Source organism: Flavisphingopyxis soli, assembly GCF_007995095.1.
In the GTDB taxonomy this organism is placed as follows: Bacteria; Pseudomonadota; Alphaproteobacteria; order Sphingomonadales; family Sphingomonadaceae; genus Flavisphingopyxis; species Flavisphingopyxis soli.
Window position 1 is genome coordinate 336,701 of sequence record NZ_VOPY01000001.1, and the last position, 17,805, is coordinate 354,505.

The following is a 17,805-nucleotide window of genomic DNA, read 5'->3' on the forward strand; positions in this document are numbered from 1 at the left end:
ATTTATCCCATATGTTTGAAGAGCCAGCCGATGCTGGTGCCGCCGGGGCCGGTGGCGTCGCTCAGCGACAGCTGTTGCGTCGGATGCGGGCGACCGTTGCCGTCGACCCACAGGCTGTCCTCGATCGCCAGCTTGCCCGCCGAGGCGCGGAACTGCCACAGCGGCCCGTCGGGCAGGCGCAGCAGCGCGCCGAGACCGTCGGCGGTGATCGTCGGCGATATCCCGCGGCCGAGATGGAAGCGGATGACGAACGGCGTCTCGCCCGGGCGCTTGCGCCGGCCGACCGGCAGCAGCAGGTCTTCGCCGCGCAGCTCGCGCCCGGTGTCCGACAGGATCAGCAGGCGGCGATGGTGGAAGCCGAGCCGCTTGGCATAGCCGTCATGGCCGATCTCGAGCCGCGTGCCATTGTCGATTTCCTGGCGCTCGATCTCGACCTCGGCGACACCCTTGCCGAGCGTTCCGTCGCCGAGGATCGCGGTCGAATTGCGGTCGGCGAGGACCAGCGTCGAATGCGCCGCGGTGGTGCGCAGCCCCTGCGCGAGCGATTGCGGGATCAGCGCGCCGGCGAGCGCAGCACCCCCGCAATTGACGACGATCCGCTGATCGCCGTCGCTGAGTTCGAACGCCAGCGTCGAGGCGCAGCCGGCGTCGGTCAGCCGCGCGACCGGCGGCGGCGCGGCATCGACCAGCAGCACGGTCTTTTTCGCGGTCAGTCGCTGATAGCCCCAGTCGCGCGCCTGTTTGAGCGGGCGCGCACGCACCCCGCTTGCCTCGACCACTGCGCGGACCGTCTCGGCGCGCGTCGCGCCGCCGCCCTGCCAGCTGCCCAGCCCGCCATCATTATGGGCCAGGCCGGTCAGCGCGGGAACCGCGAGCGCGAGCATCTCGCCGATAAAGGCGGGCGGATCGATCCGCCGCGCGTCGTAGGTCCGGCTGAGCATGGTGAGCGCGCTGATCGCCTCGATCTGCGCATGCGGCGATCGCGACACCGCGCCGCCATCGCCATAGAATGCCGCTTCGAGCGATTTCTTGAGGCCGTCTTCACCGAAGATGCGGCGCGGTTCGCCGCCGGGGATCAGCAGCGCGGCGGCAACGACGCCGCACCAGGCGACGAGCTGCGGCACGCCGGGCCGTCCGCGATGCGCGGTCTGGTCGAGATGGCGCGCAGCACGCGCGATATGGTTGAGCACCGCCGAGCGATAAACGATGTCGCGCGATGACAGGATCAGCGGCGCATAGGCGGTCCAGAACAGGATCCGCCAGGCGGCGACGTCGCTCGTCCAGGTGGGTTCGGTGACGTGGGTGCCGTGCGCCGCGAGCCATTTGCGCGTCAGCCGCTCGGCGATCGGGGCGGCCTCTTCGCGCGGCGCAACCGCGGCCAGATCGCGCAGCCAGGCGAAGCCGTGAATATAGTGGGCAAAGGGCGGCGTGACGCCGGGCGAGGCGAAATCGATGCCCTTCAATGGCGCCTTGAGCCCGCGAAACAGGAAATGGCCCGCGCGGATCGCCTTGCCCGCCGAAGGATCGCCGGGCAGCGGATCGTGCGGCACCGCGAGCAGCTTGAGCGGATAGCGGCCCTTGAGGCGCATTTTATGCAAGGGCGTGCGCCAGGTCAGGCGGTAGAACTGGTGCGCCAGGCGCGTCGCGAGGCTCTGTCCGCGATCGCCCGACAGGCGGATCAGGCGGCGGCCCTCATCAATCGAGTTGGCATCAATCGAATTGGCGTCGATCGAATTGGCATCGTTCGAAGTGTTGGCGTCTATCGCATCGGCTTCGGTCGCGTCGGACGGCGGATCGCCGCGACGATCTCCGCCCGAAGCGTCGCTCATAATCCCCTCAGCGCCGCGATATTGGCAGCGTAGCAATCGCGCCCGCCCTTGAAGGTCGCGGTCCCGGCGACGAGGACGTCGGCCCCCGCGGCGATCGCTTGGCGCGCGGTGGTCGCATCGACGCCGCCGTCTACCTCGAGCCGGATGTCGCGACCGGTCCGGTCGATCATCTTGCGGACCGCCTCGATCTTGCGCAGCTGGCTGTCGATGAAGCTCTGACCGCCGAAGCCGGGATTGACGCTCATCACGAGGACGAGGTCGATATCGTCGATCAGGTAATCGAGCAGCTTGGCCGGGGTTGCCGGATTGAGCGAGACCCCCGCCTGTTTCCCGAGCGACTTGATGTGCTGGATGCTGCGATGGATGTGCGGCCCCGCCTCGGGATGGACGGTGATGATGTCGGCGCCGGCCTCGGCAAAGGCGTCGAGGAAGCCGTCGACCGGGCTGATCATCAGATGGACGTCGAACGGCAGGCTGGTGTGCGGGCGCAGCGCCTTGACCACCGCCGGGCCGATCGTCAGGTTCGGCACGAAATGGCCGTCCATCACATCGATGTGGATCCAGTCGCAGCCGGCTTCGTCGATCGCGCGGACTTCTTCGCCGAGCCGCGCGAAATCGGCGCTCAGGATCGATGGCGCGATGCGGACATGGGGCGGGGCGGCGGCGGGCGATGCGTCGGGGCTTGGCATGCGCTGCCCTTACCGATTGCGACGCGGCCGGGCAAGGTGCGTGGCAGCGTTATCCGCGCCTTTTGCGATGCTTGTCGCGCGGCTGGCGGCGACCATCGCCGGGGCCTGTGCCGGAACCTTTGACATCGTCATCCTTGCCCCAGTGCCAATGCCAGCCGCCCTCGGTTTTTCGCCAGGCGATTCCGACGAACGCCAGCGTCGCGGCGGCGATCATCGTCCACCACAGCGGATCGGACGGGCCACCATGCGGCCCGAGGCGCGTCATGCCCAGGATGACCCCGAGATAGGCGATCGTCAGCACCCATCCCTGCCAGGCGACAGGATAGGCCCCCAGGCCAAAGCGCTTGGGCTTGAACCAGGAGCGATCGTCGAGAAAGTGATGGAGCATCGTGCGATCCTTCAACTGGCGAGGTTGGCGCGGAGGAGATTATTCATCATTCGCGTCGCCGTGATCGAACGTTGCGGCAGGCGGTCGCCCGCGCTTGCGCTTGACCGGCGGGTCGAGCTTGATCCCGCGCCGCTCGAGCCCGCGGCGCAGGAGGAACTCGATCTCGGCGTTGACGCTGCGCAGCTCGGCCGCGGCGAGCCGTTCGACCGCGTCGAACAGCGCCTGGTCGAGGCGTAGCGGAAAGGCTTTCTTGGGGCGCTGGGCCACGATCTGTCCGACCAGCCTTGCCGCTTACTGGTAGAGCGTGCCGGTATTGACGACCGGCTGGGTGTCGCGTTCGGAACACAATACGACCATCAGGTTCGACACCATCGCCGCCTTGCGCTCGTCGTCGAGGTTGACGATGTCCTTGCTCGACAGTTCGGCGAGCGCCATCTCGACCATCCCGACCGCGCCCGCGACGATCCGCGCACGCGCCGCGATGATCGCGTCGGCCTGTTGCCGCCGGAGCATCGCCTGGGCGATCTCCTGGGCGTAGGCGAGATGCGTCAGGCGGCATTCGTCGATCGTGATGCCCGCCTGTTCGACGCGTTCCTGCAGTTCGATGCGCAGTTCCTCGCTGATCACGTCGGCGTCGCCGCGCAGCGTGACCTCCTTGTGCTCGATATCGTCATAGGGATAGCGGCTGCCGATCGCGCGCACCGCGCTTTCGATCTGGATGTGGATGAATTCCTTGTAGTCGTCGACGTCGAACAGGGCCTGCGCGCTGTCGGTGACGCGCCAGACGACGTTGGCGGCGATCTCGACCGGGTTGCCGCGCAGGTCGTTGACCTTCAATCGGTCCGACGTGATGTTGTGGACGCGGACCGAGATTTTCTTGCGCATCAGCCACGGCAGGACCCAGCGCAGGCCGGTCTTGCGGTCGGTGCCCTTGTACGATCCGAACAGCTGGATCGCATAGGCCTGGTTGGGCGCGATCAGGTAGAATCCGGCGATGACGAACAGCAGCACGACGATCGCGAGGATCAGGCCGGCTACCGCCCAGCCGCCGATCGCGGGGACCTGCGTAATCGCGACAAAGCCTGCAGGGACGGTGAGCAGCGCGAGCAGCAGCATCGGATAGCCGCTGGCGCTCGCCGCGGGGTGTTCGCGCGTCGGGTTGAGAATCGCCCTGGAACCGGTTTGGGTCATGATAGCCTCCTTAAAAGATGATATCATAATTATATTGGTTGCCGATAAAGTCAACGGAAAAGACGGGGGTGTGACATTGCTGCCCAAGCCGCGGAATTGTTTGGCTTTATCCGCTGCCCATCCCGTTTCGATACAGTTCCCCGAACGCGACGAGGGAAACCCCGACGGCATTGCGCGTTTACCATGCGAGACATTTGACAGGAGAACGGCAATGCACGTTCAGGCACGAGACTATTCAGCGCAGACCAGCCGTTCGATCGGCATGGGCTTCGCGCATCCCGAAACGCGCGGATATCACGTGATGTTTCGCAGCGGCACACAGAACGTCTGCCCCGGTTGCGGCGGATCGAGCTGGCACGTCGGTCGCGTCACCGCCGAATGCGCCTATTGCCTGACGGCGCTGCCGATCCAGCAGCAGCAGGGTTGCGAAGGCGTCGGCCTGTTTTCGAGCCGCGGCCATGACGGCAGCGCCGACGTGGTCGAATTCGCCGTCGCCTGATCCTGCCCATCGCATAGCAAAAGGGCGGCTCCCCCGCAGAGAGCCGCCCTTTTTCGTGCGCGGCGCAGCGTCGCCTTTGCTTATTTGCCGGTCGGGAAACCGCGCCGTTCGAGCAGCGCCTTCACGTCGGGATCGCGCCCGCGAAAGGCGCGATAGGCCTCGGCGCGATCGGTCTCGTTGCCGGTGACGAGCAACAGGTCGCGGAAGCGGCGCGATATCGTCGTGTCCCACGGCCCGCCCGCTTCCTCGAACGCCGCCCAGGTGTCGGCATCCATCGTTTCCGACCACAGATAGCTGTAATAGCCCGCCGAATAGGCGTCGGACGAGAACAGGTGATTGAACTGCGGCAGGCGGTGCCGCATCATGATCTCCTTCGGCATGCCGAGTTCGGTCAGCGTGTCGCGTTCGAACGCATCGACATCGGTCACGGGCGTCGTGCGGTTGTGCAGCTTCATGTCGATCAGCGCGCTCGACAGATATTCGACCGTTTCGAAGCCCTGGTTGAAGGTCGATGATTTCTCGATCTTGTCGATCAGCGCCTGCGGGATCGGTTCGCCGGTCTGATAATGCAGCGCGTAATTCTGCAGCACATAGGGCGTCATCAGCCAGTTCTCGTTGACCTGGCTGGGATACTCGACGAAGTCGCGCGGCGTCCCGGCGAGGCTGGGATAGGCCGCGTCGGTCAGGTAATAATCGATCGCATGGCCGAATTCGTGGAACAGCGTCGACGCGTCGTCGATGCTGATCAGCGTCGGTTCGCCTTCGCCGCCTTGCACGAAGTTGTTGTTGTTCGACCCCAGCACGATGTCGTCGCCGCTCAGCCTGTCGCGTGAGCGATAGGTCGTCGCCCAGGCGCCCGACCGTTTGCCCGAGCGGGCATAGTTGTCGAGATAGTGCAGGCCGATCACCTTGCCGTCGCGGCGCACTTCGAAGGTCCGCACGTCGGGATGGAAGACGGGGACCGTCCCGGTGTTCTCGGTGAAGCTCAGGCCATAGAGGCGGTTGGCCGAATCGAACATCGCCGCGATCATCTTGTCGAGCTGGAAATACGGTTTGATCGCCGCGGCATCGAGATCGTATTTCTGCTTGCGGACCTTTTCGGCGTAGAAGCGGTAATCCCACGGCGCGATCGTGATCTTGGCGCCCTTGCCGGCCTTTGCGTCGGCATCGGCGAGCGCCTGCATGTCGGCGACTTCCTCCTTCACGCGCGCGACCGCGGCGGGCCACACCTTCATCATCAGGTCCATCGCGCGATCGGGCGTCTTGGCCATCGTGTCGGCCATGCGATAATCGGCGTGCGTCCTGAACCCGAGCAGCTCGGCGCGCTGCTGGCGCAGCTTCAGGATCTGCGCGATCGTCGCATTGGTGTCGTTGGCGTCACCATTGTCGCCGCGATTGCTGTACGCCTTGTAGACCTTTTCGCGCAGGTCGCGGCGGGTCGAGTTTTCCATGAACGGCTGCATCACCGAACGCGTGTTCTTGAGCGCCCAGCCGCTCTTGCCCTGTTCCTCGGCCGCCTTCTTGAGCGAGGCGACGAAGCTGGCGGGCAGGCCGGCGAGATCGTCGGCGCTGTCGAGGAAGATATAGGTCTCCTCGTCGGCGAGGACCTTGTTCGAGAAATCGCTGTAAAGTCCGGCCAGCTCGGTGCTGAGCGCGATCAGTTGCGGCTTCTTGGCGGCATCGAGCAACGCGCCGTCGCGCTTCAGCCCGTCATAGGCGCGTTCGATCAATCGCTGCTGCTTGGCGTCGAGACCCATCGTCGCGCGATTGTCGTAGAGATATTTGTATTTCTCGACGAGCCGGGGATCGAGGTTGAGCTCGCTGAAAAAGGCCGACAGCTTCGGGCTCCACTCGGCCTGGATCGCGCGCACGTCGGGGTTCGACAGGTTGCTCGTATAGACGCCATAAACGGGATAGACGCGGCCGAGGATCTCGCCCGCCTTCTCGAGCGGGACGACGAAATTGTCGAAGGTCGGCGTCGCCGGGTTCGACAGGATCGTCTCATACTCGGCCTTCACCTCGGCCATGCCGGCGTCGAACGCCTGCGGCAGCTGGTCGGGCGTATAGGCGTCCCACTGCGGCACGCCGTCATAGGGGCCGGTCCATTCGGCAAGCACGGGATTGGCCGACATCGCATTGGCAGCGTTTTGCGTATCGATCGCTTGGGTGGCGGCTTCCAGCGCCGTCTGGGCCATGGCGGCCGGATCGTCACGGTCATTCATGGTGGTGGCGCATCCGGCAAGCATCGAGCTTCCCGCTAGGAGGGTAAATGCATATTTCATCGGCGTTCCTGTCCTGATCTGCTTCTTGGAATATTTTTGACGGCCCGGTCTGGCCGTGCTTCTTGAGGTCTGGCTTAACCGGATAACACGGTCCGGGTCCAGCCTCGAAGCTGTTCGATCGGACATACATTTCGGCTTTGCCCCTTGACGCGAACGTAAACGTTAGGTTTCATGGCGCAACCTTTCATGGGCCGGCACGATGCCGCCTGAACCGCTCCGGGGAGCCGCCGACATGACGCTCGATAGCCTGCACCGCACCGCCTATGGCGACGACCACGAGGCGTTCCGCGCGACCGTCCGCCAGTTCCTGGCAAAAGAGGTCCAGCCGCACGCCGACCAGTGGGAAAAGGACAAAATCGTCCCGCGCGAACTGTGGCTCAAGGCGGGCGAGCTGGGCATGTTGTGCCCGACGGTGCCGGAAGAATATGGCGGCCTCGGCCTCGATTTCGGCTATAATGCGATCGTCGATGAAGAGCTCGCTTACGGCGCGGGCGCGACGCTCGGCTTCTCGCTTCATTCGGACATCGTCGTCAATTACCTGATCGCCTACGGCTCCGAAGAGCAGAAGCGCGAATGGCTGCCCAAGATGGTTTCGGGCGAAGTCATCACCGCGATCGCGATGACCGAACCGGGCGTCGGCTCCGACCTGCAATCGATCCGCACCAGCGCCAAGAAGGACGGCAACCATTATGTCGTCAACGGGCAGAAGACCTATATCACCAACGGCCAGAATGCCGACCTGACGCTCGTCTGCGCCAAGACCGACCCCGATGTCTCGCCCGGCTGGAAGGGCGTTTCGATCATCCTCGTCGAATCGTCGCGCGACGGCTATCGCAAGGGGCGCAACCTCGACAAGATCGGCATGGACAGCGCCGACACGTCCGAGCTGTTCTTCGATGATGTCCGCGTGCCGATGACCAACTGCCTTGGCGAAGAGGGCAAGGGTTTCATCTATTTGATGAGCGAGCTGCCGCAGGAACGCCTCTCGATCGCGGTCAGCGCACAGGCCTCGGCCCAGGGCGCGTTCGATCGCACCGTCGAGTTCGTCAAGGACAGGAAGGCGTTCGGCAAGCCGGTGTTCGATTTCCAGAACACGCGCTTCACGCTCGCCGATCTGAAGACCCGCCTCCAGGTCGGCTGGGCGCATCTCGACTGGGCGCTTGCGCGCCATCTGCGCGGCGAACTGACCCCCGAGGAAGGCGCCGCGGCAAAGCTGTGGCATACCGAGTTCCAGTGGGACATGATGGACAAATGCCTGCAACTCCACGGCGGTGCAGGCTATATGAACGAGTATCCGATTGCCCGCGCATGGCGCGCCGCGCGCGTTACGCGTATCTTCGGCGGCACCAACGAGATCATGAAAGAACTGATCGGTCGTTCGCTTTAACCCGGATCGCGCTCACCCTGAGCCTGTCGAAGGGTGGGATGTGAAAAGGCTTCGACAAGCTCAGCCTGAGCGCAATTTGTAAGGAACCACCCATGACCACCGCCTATATCGTCGATGCCGTCCGTTCGGCCGGGGGCAAGCGCGGCGGCGCGCTCGCCGGCTGGCACCCCGTCGATCTCGGCGCGGCCGTGCTTGATGGCCTCGTCGCGCGCACCGGCATCGATCCCGCCGCGATCGAGGACGTCATCACCGGCTGCGTCAGCCAGGGCGGCGAACAGAGTTTCCAGGTCGGGCGCAATATCGTCCTCGCCTCGATCCTGCCCGAGAGCGTGCCGGCGGTGACGATCGATCGCCAGTGCGGCAGTTCGCAACAGGCGATCCAGTTCGCCGCGCAGGCGATCATGTCGGGCACGCAGGATATCGTCGTCGCCAACGGCGTCGAATCGATGAGCCGCGTGCCGATGGGATCGACCGGCGCGCTCCATGCCAAGGAAGGCATGGGGATCTACAAATCGCCCGGTCTCGAACGCAAATATCCCGGCATCCTGTGGTCGCAGTTCGTCGGCGCCGAGATGATCAGCAAGAAATACGGCTTCGACCGCGCGATGCTCGACGCCTATGCGCTGCAAAGCCACCAGCGTGCCGCCGCCGCGACCGAAGCGGGCGCGTTCGATGCCGAAATCATCCCGCTCGAGATCGAAACTCCCGACGGCACGAAAATGCACACGATCGACGAGGGCATCCGCTTTGACGCGACGCTCGAGAGCATCGGCGCGGTCAAGCTGCTGCAGGAAGGCGGCACCGTCACCGCCGCCAACGCCAGCCAGATCTGCGATGGCAGTTCGGCGGTCCTGATCGTCAGCGAACGGGCGTTGAAGGAACACGGGCTGACGCCGATCGCGCGCATCCACAACCTGACCGTCACCGCGGGCGACCCCGTCGTCATGCTCGAAGAGCCGCTGTTCGCGACCGACCGGGCGCTGCAGCGCGCGGGGATGACAATTTCCGACATCGACCTGTTCGAGGTCAACGAGGCGTTCGCCCCCGTGCCGCTCGCCTGGCTCCAGCATACCGGCGGCGATCCCGAGCGGCTCAACGTCCATGGCGGCGCGATCGCGCTCGGCCACCCGCTCGGCGCATCTGGCACCAAGCTGATGGCGACTTTGGTCCACGCGCTCGGCCGCCACGGCAAGAAATACGGACTGCAGACGATGTGCGAAGGCGGCGGCATCGCCAACGTCACCATTGTTGAACGGCTCTAGGCGCCGAACGGCTCTAACCAACCCACCCGCGCTCACCCTGAGCTTGTCGAAGGGCGAGGGCGCGAGATAAGACTTCGACAGGCTCAGCCTGAGCGCAAAATTGGAGAAAATATCATGGAAATCACCGCAAACACCCCCGCCGTCGTCACCGGCGGCGCATCGGGCCTCGGCGAAGCGACCGCGCGCGCATTGGCCGCCAAGGGCGCCAAGGTCGCGATCTTCGACCTGCAGGAAGAAAAGGGCCTCAAGGTCGCCGAGGAAATCGGCGGCATCTTCTGCGAGGTCAACGTGACCAGCGACGAGAGCGTCGAGGCGGGCTTTGCCAAGGCGCGCGAAGCGCACGGCCAGGAACGCATCCTCGTCAACTGCGCCGGCGTCGGCAACGCGATGAAGACCGTCAGCCGCTCGAAGGAAGACGGCACGATCCGCCGCTTCCCCAGCCAGGCGTTCGACTGGGTCGTCCAGATCAACCTCGTCGGCAGCTTCCGCTGCATCTCCTATTTCGCCGAGGGCCTGCTCTCCGCCGATCCGCTCCCCGGCAGCGCCAAGGGCTGCGAACAGCGCGGCGTGATCATCAACACCGCCAGCGTCGCGGCCGAGGATGGCCAGATCGGCCAGGCCGCCTATTCGGCATCGAAGGCGGGCGTCGTCGGCATGACGCTGCCGATCGCGCGCGACCTGATGAACGAAGGCGTTCGCGTCAACACGATCCTGCCGGGCATTTTCGAAACCCCGCTGCTGCGCGGCCTGCCGCAACCCGCCCAGGACGCGCTCGCCGCCGCCGTGCCGTTCCCCAAGCGCCTCGGCCGCCCCGACGAATATGCGCAGCTCGCGCTGGCGATGATCGAGAACGATTACTGGAACGGTGAAGACGTCCGCCTCGACGGCGCGCTGCGCATGGGTCCCCGCTAACCTCTTGGCCCCTCCCCGTAACGGGGAGGGGTCGGGGCGGGGCCGTGCGCTGCCGCCCGAACGAAAGCATTTCATGCCCAAGCCTTCCCCCGCGCGCCTCGACCCGGCGAACTATCCCGTCGCAATCGAGGTGCAGACGCGCTTTCAGGATCTCGATCCGCTCGGCCACATCAACAACGGCGCGATGGCGGCGATTATTGAAACAGGCCGGATCGCGTTCAACCATCAGGTCGGCGTCGATGGCCGCGACCGCAAGCCGGGGCAGCGCTGGCTGATCGCGCGGCTCGAGATCAACTATGTCGCCGAGGGGCACTATCCCGAACCCGTCACGATCGGCCACGGCTTTGGCCGCGTCGGACGCTCGAGCTGGGATATCCTCGCGGGCGTTTTCCAGGGCGACACCTGCATCGCCACCGCCGACTGCACGATCGTCCTGACCGATGCCGACGGCGCGGTCGCGATCGGCGAGGATCAGCGCAAGCGAATCGGCGAATACGCCTTCCGCGGCTAGGCGCGCGCGGCATCGGAGTGCGCGGCGTCGAATGCCGCGCGCGCGCTTTCGACCGCGTCGATATTGGCGAACGCCCAGTCGCCCAGAGCGCCGACGGGTACCAGCAGCTGGTGCCCCAGGTCGGTCAGCGCATAATCGACGCGCGGCGGTACCGACGGCGTCACGCTGCGCGTCACCAGCCCGTCGCGTTCGAGCCCGCGCAACGTCGCACTCAGCATCTTCTGCGACACGTTGCCGATCTCGCGCTTCAGTTCGTTGAAGCGCAGCGATCCGGCCGACAGGCGCATGATCACCTGGACCGACCATTTGTCGCCGATCCGCGACAGGACGGTGTTGACGCGCTGGCAGCCGCCGGTTTCGTGCAGGTTACCCGGTTTCGTCATCGTGCCCTCTTGCATGGATGTTCCGGTTTCCAACATAGGCCTGGTAACCAACAGAAACCAACAAAAACCAGTTAGCCATCAAGGGACATATCCATGCTCAATATCGGAATCATCGTCGGCAGCACGCGGCCGGGACGCAACACGATCAAGGTCGCCGAGTGGGTGCGCGATCACGCTGCCCAGCGCGGCGACGCCAATTACGAGCTGGTCGACCTCGTCGATTTCGACCTGCCATTGCTCGACGAGCCCGTCCCACCGTCGCAGGGCCGCTACAGCAAGGACCACACCAAGCGCTGGGCGGCGAAGATCGCATCGCTCGACGCGTTCGTCTTCGTCACCCCCGAATACAATCATTCGACCACCGGCGCGCTGAAGAACGCGATCGATTTCATCTATGCCGAATGGAATGACAAGGCGGCGTCGTTCGTCAGCTTCGGCAGCGCGGGCGGAACGCGGGCGGTCGAGCATCTGCGTACCATCGCGGCCGAGATCAAGATCGCCGACGTGCGCGGTCAGGTCGCGCTGTCGCTGTTCGACGATTTCGAGAATTTCTCCGATTTCAAGCCGCGCGATGTCCATACCCCCGCGCTCGACACGATGTTCGACGAGCTGATCGGCTGGGGCAGCGCGCTCAAAACCTATCGCGACGGCAAGGCGAAAGGCTGAGCCGCCCGATCTGAAGTGGGCCGCCTGAAGCGTGTGGCGGCGGTCTCCCTCCCGCCGTCGCCGCCGCTTCAGCGCGTCAGATTGTAGACGAAGCCGATCAGGCCGGTCTGGCGGCTGCGGCGCAGGCGTTCGGCCTTGAGGATCGTGTGGACCTGGTCATAGCAGGTCGCGACGTCGTCGTTGACCAGGACGAAGTCATAGCCGTCCCAGTGGGCGATCTCGCTCGCGGCGCGTTCCATGCGCCCGGCGATGACCTCTTCGCTGTCGGTCGCGCGGGTGTGCAGGCGGCGTTCGAGTTCGGCCATGCTCGGCGGCAGGATGAAGACGCGCACGACGTCGCCGCCCTCTTTCTGGTGAAGCTGCTGCGCGCCCTGCCAGTCGATGTCGAACAGGACGTCCTGGCCGGCGCAGAGCATGTCCTCGACCGGTTGCTTGGGCGTGCCGTAGCGGTGACCGAAGACGCGCGCCCATTCGAGGAACTCGCCCGCATCGGCCATTTCCTTGAAGCGATCGACATCGACGAAATGATAGTCGCGCCCGTCGACCTCGCCGGGCCGGATCGGCCGCGTCGTCACCGAAACCGACAGCGACAGCTGGTCGTCATGCTCGAGCAGCGTGCGCGCGATCGTCGATTTGCCAGCGCCCGAGGGCGACGACAGGACGTAAAGCACGCCGCGTCGTTCGACGGGCAATTTTTGCGATTTGGGTTCGCCCGCCGGGGCGCTATCGGTGTCGGCCATGCGCGCTAGTGGGCGAAAGCCGGGGCGAGCGTCAAGGGGGAGGCGAGATGGAGATGAGCGATCGGCGCGGCAGTGGTGGCCCGGCCTGGGCCTATGCTGCTGGAATCGTTGCGACGATCATCGCGGCGGCGGTGATCCTGCTGGCGATGGGGCGCAACCCGATCTGTACCTGCGGGACGATCGAACTGTGGCACGGCAGCGTCCAGTCGGCGGGCAACAGCCAGCATCTCAGCGACTGGTACAGCTTCAGCCATGTCACCCACGGCTTCATCTTCTACGGGCTGGGCTGGTGGTTGCTGCGGACGCGGCGCTTCGGCCAGCGCCTGCTCGTCGCGACGTTGATCGAGGCGGGCTGGGAGATTCTCGAGAATACGCCGATGGTCATCGACCGCTATCGCGAGGCGACGATGGCGTTCGGCTATAGTGGCGACAGCGTGCTCAATTCGGTCAGCGACATCGCGATGATGATCGCCGGCTTCTGGCTCGCCAGCCGCCTGCGCTGGCCGTGGGTGGTCGCGCTGGCGCTGGCTTTTGAAACATTCACCCTGTGGCGGATCCGCGACAATCTGACGCTCAATGTCCTCATGCTCGTCGCGCCGGTCGACGCCATCCGCGATTGGCAGGCGGACGCGCCGGGTTCGTCTTAGGCGGTCGGCTCGGGGACCTTGATCGCCTGTGCCGTCTGCTTTGTCGCACGCTTGCGCGGCGCGGGCTTGGCCTTAGCGGTCTTGGCGGCGGGTTTGCGCTTGGCCGTTGAGGCGGTCTTGCGCGGTTTGGTCGCCTTGCCTTGCGTGCCCTCTTCGAGCAGCGCGAAGCTGTCGGCGATGCCTGCGGGCCCCGCGCGCTTGATCGCCTTTTGCGTCTGGTCGCGCCGTTCGGCCCGCTCGGCGAGCTTCTTGCTGAGATAGCCTGCGGCAAGCGTCGCGCCGATCACGGCAAAGCGTGCCGGCAGGAGCCGCCGGGCGACCGCCATCGTGGCGAAGCCGACCGCGGCCCCGGCGACGGGACTGCCGTGTTGTTCCTTGTTGATGGCCGCGCCAGTGGCTGCGGCGAAGAGCTTGCCGATCATGGTTGTTATCCTTTCGAAACAACAACGCGATGCGCCGCGCGCGGTTCCGCTGCGGCGGTCGATTGGCGCTAGCGGCCGATCATCGTTTCGGGGCGGACGACACGGTCATAGGTGTCGCCGTCGACGAGGCCTGAAGCGAGCGCCGCCTCGCGCAGCGTCTGGCCGGTCTCGTGCGCGGTCTTGGCGATCTTGGCGGCATTGTCATAGCCGATTTCGGGCGCCAGCGCGGTGACCAGCATCAGCGAGCGGTCGACCAGTTCCTTGATCCGCTTGGTATCGGCCTCGAGGCCTTCGACGCAGCGGCGCGAGAAGCTTTCCATGCCGACGGCAAGCAGGTCGATCGAGCGCAGCACGTTGGCGCCGATCATCGGTTTGAACACGTTGAGTTCCAGATGGCCCTGCATCCCGCCGATCGTCACCGCTGCGGCGTTGCCGATGACCTGCGCGGCGACCATCGTCAGCATTTCGCACTGCGTCGGGTTGACCTTGCCCGGCATGATCGAGCTGCCCGGCTCGTTGGCCGGCAGGCTGAGTTCGCCGAGCCCCGAACGCGGTCCCGATCCGAGCAGGCGGATGTCGTTGGCGATCTTGTTGAGCGCGACAGCGAGCGTTTCGAGCGCGCCCGAAAAGAACACCAGTCCGTCGTTCGATGCCAGCGCCTCGAACATGTTGCGCGCGGGTTCGAAGGCGATTCCCGTCGCGGCCGAAATTTCGCGCGCGATATCTTCGGCAAAGCCCTTGGGCGCGTTGAGCCCGGTGCCGACCGCGGTGCCGCCCTGTGCGAGCTTGTGGATGTTGCCGCTCACCGCGCCTTCGATCCGCGCGCGGCACGCGATCAGCTGCGCGACATAGCCCGAAAATTCCTGGCCCAGTGTCAGCGGCGTCGCGTCCTGCAGGTGCGTCCGGCCGATTTTGACAATGTCGTCCCACGCTTTTGCCTTGGCGGCGAGTGCGTCGGTCAGCTCGATCAGTGCGGGCAGCAGGCGCTCTTTTGTCGCCACCGCGGTCGCGACGTGGAGCGCGGTCGGGAAGCTGTCGTTCGACGACTGGCCCTTGTTGACGTGATCATTGGGGTGGACGGGATCCTTGCCGCCGCGCGTGCCGCTGAGCGCCTCGTTGGCGAGGCCGGCGATCACCTCGTTGACGTTCATGTTCGACTGGGTGCCCGAGCCGGTCTGCCAGATGACCAGCGGGAACTGGTCGTCGTGCTTGCCCGCCAGGATCGCGTCGGCGGCGGCGACGATGCCATCGGCGATCTTCGCGTCGAGCGCGCCCGATGCCTTGTAGGTCAGCGCCGCGGCGCGTTTGACGTGGGCGAGGCCATGGACGATGTCGATCGGCATCGTCTCGCGCGCGCCGAACGGGAAATTTTCTATGCTGCGCTGCGTCTGCGCGCCCCAATAGGCGCTCGCAGGCACTTCGATCTTGCCGATCGAATCGCTTTCAGTCCGTGTATCGCTCATTATTTCTTCCCGAAATCTACCGTGACGACGTTCGATCCGTCGTCGCTCTCGATGATGCGGTCGCTCGCCGCCGGGTGATCGTTCTCGGCGTCTTCGTGCGGTTCGGGCCCGGCGCCGCCGTCGCCGACCTGGAACTGCAGCCCGAAATCGACCGCGGGATCGACGAAGGCGGTGATCGCAGCATAGGGGATGTGCAGGTGCGAGGGGACGTGGTTGAAGCTGAGGCCGACCGAAAAGCCGTCATCCTCGACGACGAGGTCCCAGTATTTGTTCTGCAGGACGATCGTCATCTCGTCGGGGAAGCGCGCGGTCAGCGCGGCGGGAATGTCGACACCCGGCGCATGCGTCTTGAAGGTGATGTAGAAATGGTGCTCGCCCGGCAGGCCGTGTGCGACGACCTGGCCGAGGACGCGGCCGACCACGGCACGCAGGGCTTCCTGGACGATCTCGTCATAGGGAATCAGGCTGTCTGGTTGCTCGTCGCTCATGCCCGCTAGGTGAACGCGGGCGTCCTACGGGTCAAGGGGGGACGCGCCACCGGTGCGTTGCGCGACGCGCCGTGGCGGCCTAGCCTTGCGCCCACCAGCGAGAGGCCAGAGGAAGGAATACAATGCCCGTTGACGCGACCCAGCCATACGATCCCGACAATATCTTCGCCAAGATCCTGCGCGGCGAGATTCCGTGCGACCGGGTTTACGAGGACGATTACGCGCTCGCCTTTCACGACATCGCCAAACAGGCGCCGACGCATATCCTCGTTATCCCGCGCGGCGCCTATGTCGGCTGGGACGATTTCTCGGCGCGCGCGAGCGAGGCGGAGATCGCCGGCTTCGTCCGCGCCGTCGGCACCGTCGCGCGCAACGCCGGGCTTGTCGCGCCGGGCTATCGCCTGCTCGCCAACAGCGGGATCGACGCCGGACAAGAGGTGCCGCACCTCCACGTCCACCTGTTCGCGGGCAAGTCCCTTGGCCCGATGCTGGCAAGCCGCTAGGGATGGCCACTGGAACAGCGCAGAAGCCGTAACGGCACGCGCGGCAGAGGGGATCCCGATATGGCAACAGCAACGCAGGCAGGCGCTGACGGCTGGACGTCGCGCACCGCATTCATCCTCGCGGCGATCGGCGCGGCGGTCGGTCTCGGCAATGTCTGGCGCTTTCCGACGCTCGCCGGAGAAAACGGCGGCGGCGCGTTTGTTGTCTTCTATATCGGGTGCGTTATCCTGATCGGCCTGCCGCTGGTCCTGTCCGAAATCCTGATCGGCCGTCACGGTCGCAGCGATGCGATGCACAGCGTGGAAAAGGTCGCGTCCGATTCCGGCGTCAGCCGGGGCTGGGGCCTGTTCGGCGGCACCGGCATCCTCGCCGCATTCCTGATCATGACCTTCTACAGCGTCGTCGCTGGCTGGGTGATCTATTATATCGGCGTGATGGGCTGGGATTTCGTCGCCGCATTTTTCTCCGGCGCGCCCTTCGCCGGTGCGCTCGCTGCCGAAAATCCCGACCAGATATCGTCGCGCATGACCGACCTGTTCGCCAACTGGCCGCTGCTGCTGGTGCTCCACGCGATGTTCATGGTGGCGACGATCTGGATCGTTGCGCGCGGTGTGCAGTCGGGCATCGAAAAGGCGGCGACCTATCTCATGCCCGCGTTTTTCGTGCTGCTCATCCTGATCACGATCTACGGCGCCTTTACCGGCAATTTCGCCGAGGCGGTCGCCTTCATGTTCAACCCCGACTTCAGCAAGCTGACCGCGTCGGCGATGAACCAGGCGCTCGGCCAGGCGCTGTTTTCGATGAGCCTCGCCTCGGCGGCGCTGATCACCTACGGCGCCTATGTCTCACGCGAGACCAAGCTTGCGCCGACCGCGGTGATGATCGCCGCCGCCGATACCGGCGTCGCGATCATCGCCGGCCTGATGATCTTCCCGATCGTGTTCGCCGCCGGGCTCGATGCCGCTGCGGGGCCGACGCTGGTGTTCCAGTCGCTGCCGATCGCTTTTCATACGATGCCGGGCGGTGCGCTGGTCGGCTTCCTGTTCTTCATCCTGATCTTCTTTGCCGCGTTGACCAGTTCGATCTCGCTGCTCGAAGGCGTCGTGTCGTGGTGCATCAACAAGTTCGGCATGGCGCGCGCGACCGCGGCATGGGGTGTCGGCGGGCTGATGTTCGTTATCGGCATCGGCTGTGCGCTGTCGCTCAATGTCTGGAGCGAGTTCCGCCTGCTGCCCTTCATCCCGAACTTTGCCGACAACAACCTGATGGACACGATCGACGGCTTTACCGGCCAGGTCCTGTTGCCGGTGACCGCGTTGCTGACATCGATCTTTGTCGGCTGGCGCGCCGATCGCCAGCTCGTCATGGCCGAAACCGGTCTTTCGGGCGGGATGTTCACGCTGTGGCGCTTCCTCGTCGCGTGGCTGTGCCCGATTGCAGTCGGGCTGATTCTCGTGTTCGGGCTGTTTCCCGCCCTGCTCGCCTGAGCTTTCGGCAAGGCGCGAAGAAAACCCCCTTGCGCGGCGCGTAAAACCGCATAAG

At 65.2% G+C, this 17,805-nt stretch carries 20 protein-coding genes; 9 read left to right on the top strand and 11 right to left on the bottom strand.

Annotation, left to right across the window (positions count from 1 at the left end; translation table 11 throughout):
- Positions 1 to 2 precede the first annotated feature (2 nt).
- Genes FSZ31_RS01695 through FSZ31_RS01715 form a run of 5 tightly spaced genes read right to left on the bottom strand, consistent with a single transcriptional unit; the run spans position 3 to position 4,097 of the window.
- Positions 3 to 1,829, bottom strand: coding sequence for a heparinase II/III family protein (locus FSZ31_RS01695; RefSeq protein ID WP_147121327.1), 1,827 nt, complete (start codon positions 1,827 to 1,829; stop codon positions 3 to 5).
- Positions 1,826 to 2,518: a ribulose-phosphate 3-epimerase gene (gene rpe / locus FSZ31_RS01700; RefSeq protein WP_147121328.1), complete on the bottom strand. Its 693-nt coding sequence runs from the start codon at positions 2,516 to 2,518 to the stop codon at positions 1,826 to 1,828. The genes FSZ31_RS01695 and rpe overlap by 4 nt, the downstream gene beginning before the upstream one ends.
- A 49-nt stretch (positions 2,519 to 2,567) precedes the next feature.
- Complete coding sequence (locus tag FSZ31_RS01705) at positions 2,568 to 2,906, bottom strand: hypothetical protein (protein ID WP_201739103.1); 339 nt, start codon at positions 2,904 to 2,906, stop codon at positions 2,568 to 2,570.
- A gap of 39 nt (positions 2,907 to 2,945) precedes the next feature.
- Positions 2,946 to 3,173, bottom strand: coding sequence for a toxin-antitoxin system HicB family antitoxin (locus FSZ31_RS01710; RefSeq protein WP_147121329.1), 228 nt, complete (start codon positions 3,171 to 3,173; stop codon positions 2,946 to 2,948).
- Between the two features lie 24 nt (positions 3,174 to 3,197).
- The gene (locus tag FSZ31_RS01715) at positions 3,198 to 4,097 is read right to left on the bottom strand and encodes an SPFH domain-containing protein (protein ID WP_147121330.1); all 900 of its coding nucleotides are present in this window, start codon (positions 4,095 to 4,097) and stop codon (positions 3,198 to 3,200) included.
- 211 nt (positions 4,098 to 4,308) lie between these two features.
- Here FSZ31_RS01715 and FSZ31_RS01720 point away from each other — a divergent pair, with 211 nt between their 5' ends.
- Positions 4,309 to 4,596: a hypothetical protein gene (locus FSZ31_RS01720; RefSeq protein ID WP_147121331.1), complete on the top strand. Its 288-nt coding sequence runs from the start codon at positions 4,309 to 4,311 to the stop codon at positions 4,594 to 4,596.
- A gap of 80 nt (positions 4,597 to 4,676) precedes the next feature.
- On the opposite strand, the gene FSZ31_RS01725 is transcribed toward FSZ31_RS01720, so the two are convergent.
- The gene (locus tag FSZ31_RS01725) at positions 4,677 to 6,818 is read right to left on the bottom strand and encodes a M3 family metallopeptidase (protein WP_236643615.1); all 2,142 of its coding nucleotides are present in this window, start codon (positions 6,816 to 6,818) and stop codon (positions 4,677 to 4,679) included.
- A 292-nt stretch (positions 6,819 to 7,110) separates the two neighbouring features.
- Here FSZ31_RS01725 and FSZ31_RS01730 point away from each other — a divergent pair, with 292 nt between their 5' ends.
- The 4 genes from FSZ31_RS01730 to FSZ31_RS01745 all read left to right on the top strand — a co-directional run bounded on the left by FSZ31_RS01730 (position 7,111) and on the right by FSZ31_RS01745 (position 10,950).
- Positions 7,111 to 8,265 carry an acyl-CoA dehydrogenase family protein gene (locus FSZ31_RS01730; RefSeq protein ID WP_147121333.1) on the top strand — a complete coding sequence of 385 codons (1,155 nt, stop codon included), beginning with the start codon at positions 7,111 to 7,113 and terminating at the stop codon, positions 8,263 to 8,265.
- Between the two features lie 92 nt (positions 8,266 to 8,357).
- Positions 8,358 to 9,527, top strand: a complete 1,170-nt coding sequence (locus FSZ31_RS01735; RefSeq protein WP_147121334.1) for an acetyl-CoA C-acetyltransferase — start codon at positions 8,358 to 8,360, stop codon at positions 9,525 to 9,527.
- Positions 9,528 to 9,641: 114 nt separating this feature from the next.
- Positions 9,642 to 10,439, top strand: coding sequence for an SDR family NAD(P)-dependent oxidoreductase (locus tag FSZ31_RS01740; RefSeq protein ID WP_147121335.1), 798 nt, complete (start codon positions 9,642 to 9,644; stop codon positions 10,437 to 10,439).
- A 73-nt stretch (positions 10,440 to 10,512) separates the two neighbouring features.
- Entirely contained in the window at positions 10,513 to 10,950 is a 438-nt protein-coding gene (locus FSZ31_RS01745; RefSeq protein WP_147121336.1) for an acyl-CoA thioesterase, read from the top strand.
- Here the strand turns inward: FSZ31_RS01745 and FSZ31_RS01750 are convergent.
- Positions 10,947 to 11,333 carry a winged helix-turn-helix transcriptional regulator gene (locus tag FSZ31_RS01750; RefSeq protein ID WP_201739104.1) on the bottom strand — a complete coding sequence of 129 codons (387 nt, stop codon included), beginning with the start codon at positions 11,331 to 11,333 and terminating at the stop codon, positions 10,947 to 10,949. The two genes, FSZ31_RS01745 and FSZ31_RS01750, sit on opposite strands and share 4 nt — an antisense overlap.
- A gap of 93 nt (positions 11,334 to 11,426) precedes the next feature.
- Between FSZ31_RS01750 and FSZ31_RS01755 the strand changes: the two genes are divergently transcribed.
- Positions 11,427 to 11,999, top strand: a complete 573-nt coding sequence (locus tag FSZ31_RS01755) for an NADPH-dependent FMN reductase (protein ID WP_147121338.1) — start codon at positions 11,427 to 11,429, stop codon at positions 11,997 to 11,999.
- Between the two features lie 68 nt (positions 12,000 to 12,067).
- Here the strand turns inward: FSZ31_RS01755 and gmk are convergent, their stop codons facing one another.
- A complete protein-coding gene (gene gmk, locus FSZ31_RS01760) occupies positions 12,068 to 12,739 on the bottom strand; it encodes a guanylate kinase (protein ID WP_147121339.1) in 672 nt (223 codons plus the stop codon).
- A 53-nt stretch (positions 12,740 to 12,792) separates the two neighbouring features.
- Here gmk and FSZ31_RS01765 point away from each other — a divergent pair, with 53 nt between their 5' ends.
- Positions 12,793 to 13,386: a DUF2585 domain-containing protein gene (locus FSZ31_RS01765; RefSeq protein WP_147121340.1), complete on the top strand. Its 594-nt coding sequence runs from the start codon at positions 12,793 to 12,795 to the stop codon at positions 13,384 to 13,386.
- Here the strand turns inward: FSZ31_RS01765 and FSZ31_RS01770 are convergent.
- The 3 genes from FSZ31_RS01770 to FSZ31_RS01780 form a co-directional block, all read right to left on the bottom strand.
- Positions 13,383 to 13,808, bottom strand: a complete 426-nt coding sequence (locus FSZ31_RS01770) for a hypothetical protein (protein ID WP_147121341.1) — start codon at positions 13,806 to 13,808, stop codon at positions 13,383 to 13,385. The two genes, FSZ31_RS01765 and FSZ31_RS01770, sit on opposite strands and share 4 nt — an antisense overlap.
- A gap of 68 nt (positions 13,809 to 13,876) precedes the next feature.
- A complete protein-coding gene (fumC, locus tag FSZ31_RS01775) occupies positions 13,877 to 15,271 on the bottom strand; it encodes a class II fumarate hydratase (RefSeq protein ID WP_147121342.1) in 1,395 nt (464 codons plus the stop codon).
- Positions 15,271 to 15,759: an SspB family protein gene (locus tag FSZ31_RS01780; protein WP_147121343.1), complete on the bottom strand. Its 489-nt coding sequence runs from the start codon at positions 15,757 to 15,759 to the stop codon at positions 15,271 to 15,273. Before FSZ31_RS01780 ends, fumC begins: the two co-directional genes overlap by 1 nt.
- 122 nt (positions 15,760 to 15,881) lie before the next feature.
- Between FSZ31_RS01780 and FSZ31_RS01785 the strand changes: the two genes are divergently transcribed.
- Both FSZ31_RS01785 and FSZ31_RS01790 read left to right on the top strand, forming a co-directional pair.
- Positions 15,882 to 16,262 carry a histidine triad nucleotide-binding protein gene (locus tag FSZ31_RS01785; protein WP_147121344.1) on the top strand — a complete coding sequence of 127 codons (381 nt, stop codon included), beginning with the start codon at positions 15,882 to 15,884 and terminating at the stop codon, positions 16,260 to 16,262.
- A 60-nt stretch (positions 16,263 to 16,322) separates the two neighbouring features.
- Positions 16,323 to 17,750: a sodium-dependent transporter gene (locus tag FSZ31_RS01790; protein WP_147121345.1), complete on the top strand. Its 1,428-nt coding sequence runs from the start codon at positions 16,323 to 16,325 to the stop codon at positions 17,748 to 17,750.
- Positions 17,751 to 17,805 lie beyond the last annotated feature (55 nt).